At 60.2% G+C, this 5,410-nt stretch carries 4 protein-coding genes and 1 pseudogene; 4 read left to right on the top strand and 1 reads right to left on the bottom strand.

The features are described from left to right. The 4 genes and pseudogenes from K8W16_RS08740 to recJ form a co-directional block, all read left to right on the top strand. Nucleotides 1-306 (top strand): annotated as a pseudogene (locus K8W16_RS08740) (hypothetical protein); the annotation flags it as partial. Between the two features lie 10 nt (nt 307-316). Beyond that, nucleotides 317-1,195, top strand: a complete 879-nt coding sequence (locus tag K8W16_RS08745; RefSeq protein ID WP_304122765.1) for a YicC/YloC family endoribonuclease — start codon at nt 317-319, stop codon at nt 1,193-1,195. Nucleotides 1,196-1,402: 207 nt separating this feature from the next. Next, nucleotides 1,403-2,023, top strand: a complete 621-nt coding sequence (gene gmk, locus K8W16_RS08750) for a guanylate kinase (protein WP_304122766.1) — start codon at nt 1,403-1,405, stop codon at nt 2,021-2,023. A gap of 313 nt (nt 2,024-2,336) precedes the next feature. Then, complete coding sequence (gene recJ / locus K8W16_RS08755) at nt 2,337-4,058, top strand: single-stranded-DNA-specific exonuclease RecJ (protein ID WP_304122767.1); 1,722 nt, start codon at nt 2,337-2,339, stop codon at nt 4,056-4,058. 642 nt (nt 4,059-4,700) lie between these two features. Here the strand turns inward: recJ and greA are convergent. Further along, nucleotides 4,701-5,180: a transcription elongation factor GreA gene (gene greA / locus K8W16_RS08760; protein ID WP_077072334.1), complete on the bottom strand. Its 480-nt coding sequence runs from the start codon at nt 5,178-5,180 to the stop codon at nt 4,701-4,703. Nucleotides 5,181-5,410: the final 230 nt, after the last annotated feature.

Raw genomic sequence — 5,410 nt, forward strand, 5'->3', positions numbered from 1 at the left:
GCCCTGCCGGGGCAGCTGCCCAAAAAGGTACGGCAGCAGCATGCCGCCAGGGTGCGGGAACTCATGGCGGAAAAACATGCCGCGTTTTTGCGTTCCCAGCTTGCCATGCCTTCCATGAAGGTGGCGTTCGACAATACCGACGCGCGGCACGGCAACAATGAATGGTATGCCGACTGCCGCATGGAGGAGAGCACAGGCTTTCCTTGCGGCGGGCATGAGCTCGTGGCGGCAAGGCCCCTGCGGGTGGAAGGGAACATGCTTATAGTACGCCCCGTTGGGGGAGATGAAACATCACAACACCCATGAGGAGAAGAATATGCCGCTTCGCAGCATGACGGGCTTCGGGCGCTTCCAGCAGGACGACGGCGCCGTGGTTCAGACCTGGGAGATACGCAGCGTCAACAGCCGTTTTCTCGACCTGAAGTGGAAGCTGCCCCCGCAGGCCCGCAACATGGAGGCCCGCTTTGAGAAAATCGTGCGACGTTTCGCCTCGCGCGGGAGGGTGGAGCTTTCGCTCAATCTTCAGTTCACGGCGGAATCTTGTGTGGCCTTCGATGCCGCGCATGCCGCAGCCATGCTGGACGCGGTGAAGGCCTTCGCCTCGGCGAGGGGAGATATCTTCGAGGTGGATTACATGACGCTTCTGGATATCCCCTCACTCTGGGCTTCTTCCGGGGAAAGCGATGACGAGGCCCTGTTCGGCCCCCTTGCCGCCGGGCTGGAAGCCGCGCTTGAGGACTGGAATGAATCGCGCGAAACTGAGGCTCTTGCCCTTGCCCGCGATCTGGAATGTCGATTCAGCCGCATGGCGGAATGGGTATCGGCCATTGAGGAGCGCGCCCCGGCCATAAAGAGTGCCCGCTTCGAGCAGGTGCGCGAACGGCTTTCCGATATGCTGAACAATCTCGGCGGGGAGCTGGATGAAGGGCGCTTTCTGCAGGAAATGGTCATTATGGCCGACAAGCTGGACGTGACGGAAGAGCTCACGCGCCTTCATTCCCATCTTCTGCGCCTTGCCTCGCTCATGGAAAGCGGGGAAGACGCGGGCCGCAAGCTCGACTTCACGCTCCAGGAAAGCTTCCGCGAGATCAATACCTGCGGCAACAAGATACAGGACGCCCAGGTTTCCCGCATTGTGGTGGACTGCAAGAACGAACTGGAAAAATGCCGCGAACAGGTGCAGAATCTGGAGTAGGCCCGTTGCCTCGGGGAGGGGCGGACATGCGCCGCTTCCGATGCAGTGACAGGACTTTTCCCCGTCTGCGGCGTCCTCAGGGAGGGCGGTTTGCGGGGCGCACAGAACGGAGTGCCTTCCGTTCCAGGGCATGACGCCCGTCATGCCGTGTATGCCTCCGTTTTTCCGCAGGGCGGCGCAGACGGAGCGAAGAAGAGAGGATGAGATATGAAGACTGATTTCGGCCCGCGTCGCGGCCTGCCTTTCGTTATCTGCGCCCCTTCCGGGGCGGGCAAGACTACGCTGGTGAGCCGCCTTACGGCGGAATTTCCCCTGGAGTTCTCCATTTCCTGCACCACGCGCGCGCCGCGCGGCACGGAGAGAGACGGCGTGGATTATATTTTCCTTGACCGGGATACCTTCGTGAAGCGGAGGGCGCAGGGCTATTTCGCCGAATGGGCCGAAGTGCACGGCAATTTTTACGGTACGCCCCTGCAGCCTGTGCGCGACCGCCTCGCGCTCGGCAAGGACATGCTTTTTGATATCGACGTACAGGGCGCGGCGCAGCTTTCTCTTTCCCTGCCGGAAGCGCGTTTCGTGTTCATCCTGCCTCCCTCCATGGAGGAGCTGGAAAGGCGCCTTCGCGGGCGCGGCACGGACAGTGAGGAGGCTATCAGGATACGGCTTTCCAATGCCAGGACGGAGATTATGAGCAGCCACTGGTTCGATGCCGTCATCGTCAACGACGACCTCGACATGGCCTACGATCAGCTTCGTTCCTTCTATCTTGCTTCCACGCTTCAGCCTTCCCTGAAGCCGCAGCTGGCAAGGAGTATCTGCGGGGAATAGCGTTTTCCCGTGTTTTTCCGAGATGTTCAGGCTCGAACCGCATATCCGGCGGAAAAAAGGAAGCCCCGGCCTCCTGCGGAGTGAGAGAGGCCGATGTTCGGTAGCGGGAAAAGGGGACGCGCGGCCGCAACGGGGAAGAGGAGCCGCCTGAGTGGAGAGAGTCGGAAAAGAGCGGGCGAAGGCCGGAACAGCGTCAGCCTGTTGTCTTTTTCAGAATTTTGAATAATATTTCAAATATCTTTCTTGCTTCGGCACAGAAGTGGGAACTTTCAGCCGGGGGCGCGGTCAGAAGCTGTGTCCCGGATAGGGAACCATGAGCAAGGACTGGATATTCCGCACACGCAAAGACGGCGCCCCCATGCCTGCGTCTTTTTCCTCCATGGCCGGGCGCTGCGGCATTTCGCCGCGCCTTGCGCGCCTTTTGTGGCTGCGCGGACTGGAGCGGCCGGAAGCCATGGCGGAATACCTCAGCCCGGGTCTGCGCTATCTCGCAAAGCCTGCGCTGTGGCCGGGCATGGAAAAGGCGGCAAAGCTGCTTGCAGAGGGGTTGCGTGCGGGCCGGAGCATGGCCATATGGGGCGACTACGACGCCGACGGTGTAACCAGCACGGCACTTGCGCTTCAGGTCTTGCGTCATCACGGCTACGACGCTCTCTGGCATCTGCCCGACCGCCGCAGTGAAGGCTACGGCATGAATGCGGCCGGGGTGGAGGAGCTGGCGAAGCGGGGCGTTTCCCTTCTGCTCACGGTGGACTGCGGCATTTCCGACGTGTCGGCCATTGCGCGGGCAAGGGAGCTCGGCATGGACGTGGTGGTGACGGATCATCATCTGCCGCCGGAAGACCTGCCTCCCGCCACCGTGCTGTGCAACCCGAGGCTGGCGGACTGCCCCTGCGCTGCGCTGGCCGGGGTGGGGGTGACTTTTTTCCTCATGGCGGAGCTGAACGCCCGCCTTGCCGAAGGCGGCAGGCCGCGCCTGGACATGCGCCGCACGCTGGACCTCGTGGCTTTGGGTACTTTGGCCGACCTGGTGGAGCTTGAGGGGCAGAACCGTATTCTCGTCAAGAACGGCCTTCTGGTGCTGGCCGAGGCGAAAAGGCCCGGTATCGCGGAGCTGAAGGCTGTGAGCGGTTTTGCGCCGCTCGCGGCATTGGGAGCCGGGCAGGTGATCTTCAGCCTCGCCCCCCGGATCAATGCTGCGGGCCGCGTGGCCTCGGCGGAAACTGCGCTTTCCCTGCTCTGTGCGGAAGATTGCGACAGTGCGGCGGGATATGCCCGCAGTCTGGACGCCTACAATACGCAGCGTCGCCAGGAAGAGGAACGCATTACCGAACAGGCCATGGCACAGGCCGAAGCCGCGCTGAACGACCCTGCGCTGGTCATTGCCGGAAAGGACTGGAATCAGGGCGTCATAGGCATCGTGGCGTCGCGCCTTGTGGAAAAATATCATAAACCTACGCTGGTACTCTGCGCCGACGGCGATACGCTGAAAGGTTCGGGCCGTTCCATAAGCGGCTTCAACCTGCACGACGGGCTTATGCGCTGCTCCGAAGAGCTGCTGGCCTGCGGCGGGCACCGCATGGCCGCCGGGCTGCGCCTGAAGCCGGAAAAACTGGGAGCCTTCCGTACCCGTTTTCTCGACGTGGTGCGCGCCGATCTGGGCCCCGATCCCGTGCCCGCCGTACAGATGATCGACGATGAACTTTCTTTCCGGGAAGCTGCGGATTTCGTGTTTCTCAAAGAGCTGGAAATGATGCAGCCCTTCGGGGTGGGCAACCCGGAGCCCGTGTTTCAGTCTCCTCCGCTTCTGGTGAAGCGGCGCAGGCTTTTCGGCCAGCAGAAGAACCATGTGCTTCTGGAACTGACGGATGAGAGCTGCAATATTACCCTTCAGGCCAAGGCATGGAGGCAGGCGGGAGAGTTTCCCTCCGACGTGGAGGGCAGGCGTATACTTCTCGCCTACAGCCCGTGCATCGACATGTACAACGGCGCGGCCAGCGTGGACGTGCGCATCAGGGACTGGAAAATGGCCTGAATTCCGGCTGTCCAGAGGGAGCGATTCGTTATGATGGAGTTTCCCGATCAGTACTGCGGGCCGGGCAGGGAGTTACGAAAAGCCCGCCTTGCCGTGATCATGGTGCGTTTTTCGTCTGAGAGATGCATGGAAAGGGAGTAATGCCCATCCCATATGAAAAAGGTATTCTTTTTCAAAAAAAGATACATCACTACAAGAGAGTGCCCGGCAGGGCAAAAGAGCTTTACCCGGGAGGATAGCAGGCCTTGCGGACGGCGTTGCCTCCTGTCGAGTCGGACTGCCTTTCCTTTCTGTCCTGGCTCCCGGCTGCAAGGCCCCCTTCCTCGGAGAGGGGAAGACGACAGGCATTGGCAAGGGCTGTTTTGCCGCTGGTAAGGCTTTTAAGGATTGCTTTGTACCGATTTAGGCAACGGAAAACAGCCTGCGTTAAAAAGAATGCACTGACGGGGAGGAGGGAAAAGCCAGTTGCTTTTTCGTGATCGCACCTGGACAGAAGGCCCGACGCTCCGCCGTTCCCGCGGCGGGCAGGCAGCCGACAATCCTAAAGCAAAAGAAGTTTTCCCGCCTCCGTTCATGTTTTTGCCTGTAACAAAAGAGCCCCCGACGGTGCGGGGGCTCCTGATACAAGCCGGAAAGGGCGGATCAGTCGCGGACGCCGTGGAATTCGATTTCCGTGATTTCGTAGGTGACGCGGCCGCGGGGAATGTCGATGGTGACTTCGTCTCCCACCTCATGCCCCAGCAGGGCGCGCCCCACGGGAGAATTGATGGAGATGGAACCCTTGGCGAAGTCGGCTTCATCGGGGCCGAGCAGGGTGAACTGGCGTTCCGCGTCGGTGTCCACGTCCACCACATGCACGGTAGCGCCGAAGATGACCTTGTCGCTGTGAAGCGTGTCGAGATCAATGACCGTGTACTGGGGCAGCTGGGATTCGATATAGTTGATGCGCGCTTCAAGAAAACCCTGGCGTTCACGGGCGGCGTCGTAACCGGCGTTTTCCTTCAGGTCGCCCTCTTCACGGGCTTCCTTGATGGCCTGAATAACGGCAGGGCGCTCTTTTTTGAGCGCTTCAAGTTCTTTTTCCAGCTTCTTGTAGCCCTGTACGGAAATAGGCGTGCTCATGGCAGATACCTTCAAAACAGAAGAGATGCAAAAAAAGAGGCCCAACTTCTCGAAAGAGTGAGTTCACTTCCAGAAAAGCGGGGCGTCAGGAAATGCTTTCCCTGTAATATAGGCTTGCCGGAGAACGAAGTCAACCCCGGTAGGCCTTTTCCCCCTTTCCTCCAACAGTCATGACCCGGCATGTCCGGAGAGCGGTGGATTTTTTCCTTTTTTCATGTGTGCGGATGCCT

This window comes from Mailhella massiliensis (genome assembly GCF_020741395.1).
Lineage (GTDB): Bacteria > Desulfobacterota > Desulfovibrionia > Desulfovibrionales > Desulfovibrionaceae > Mailhella > Mailhella massiliensis_A.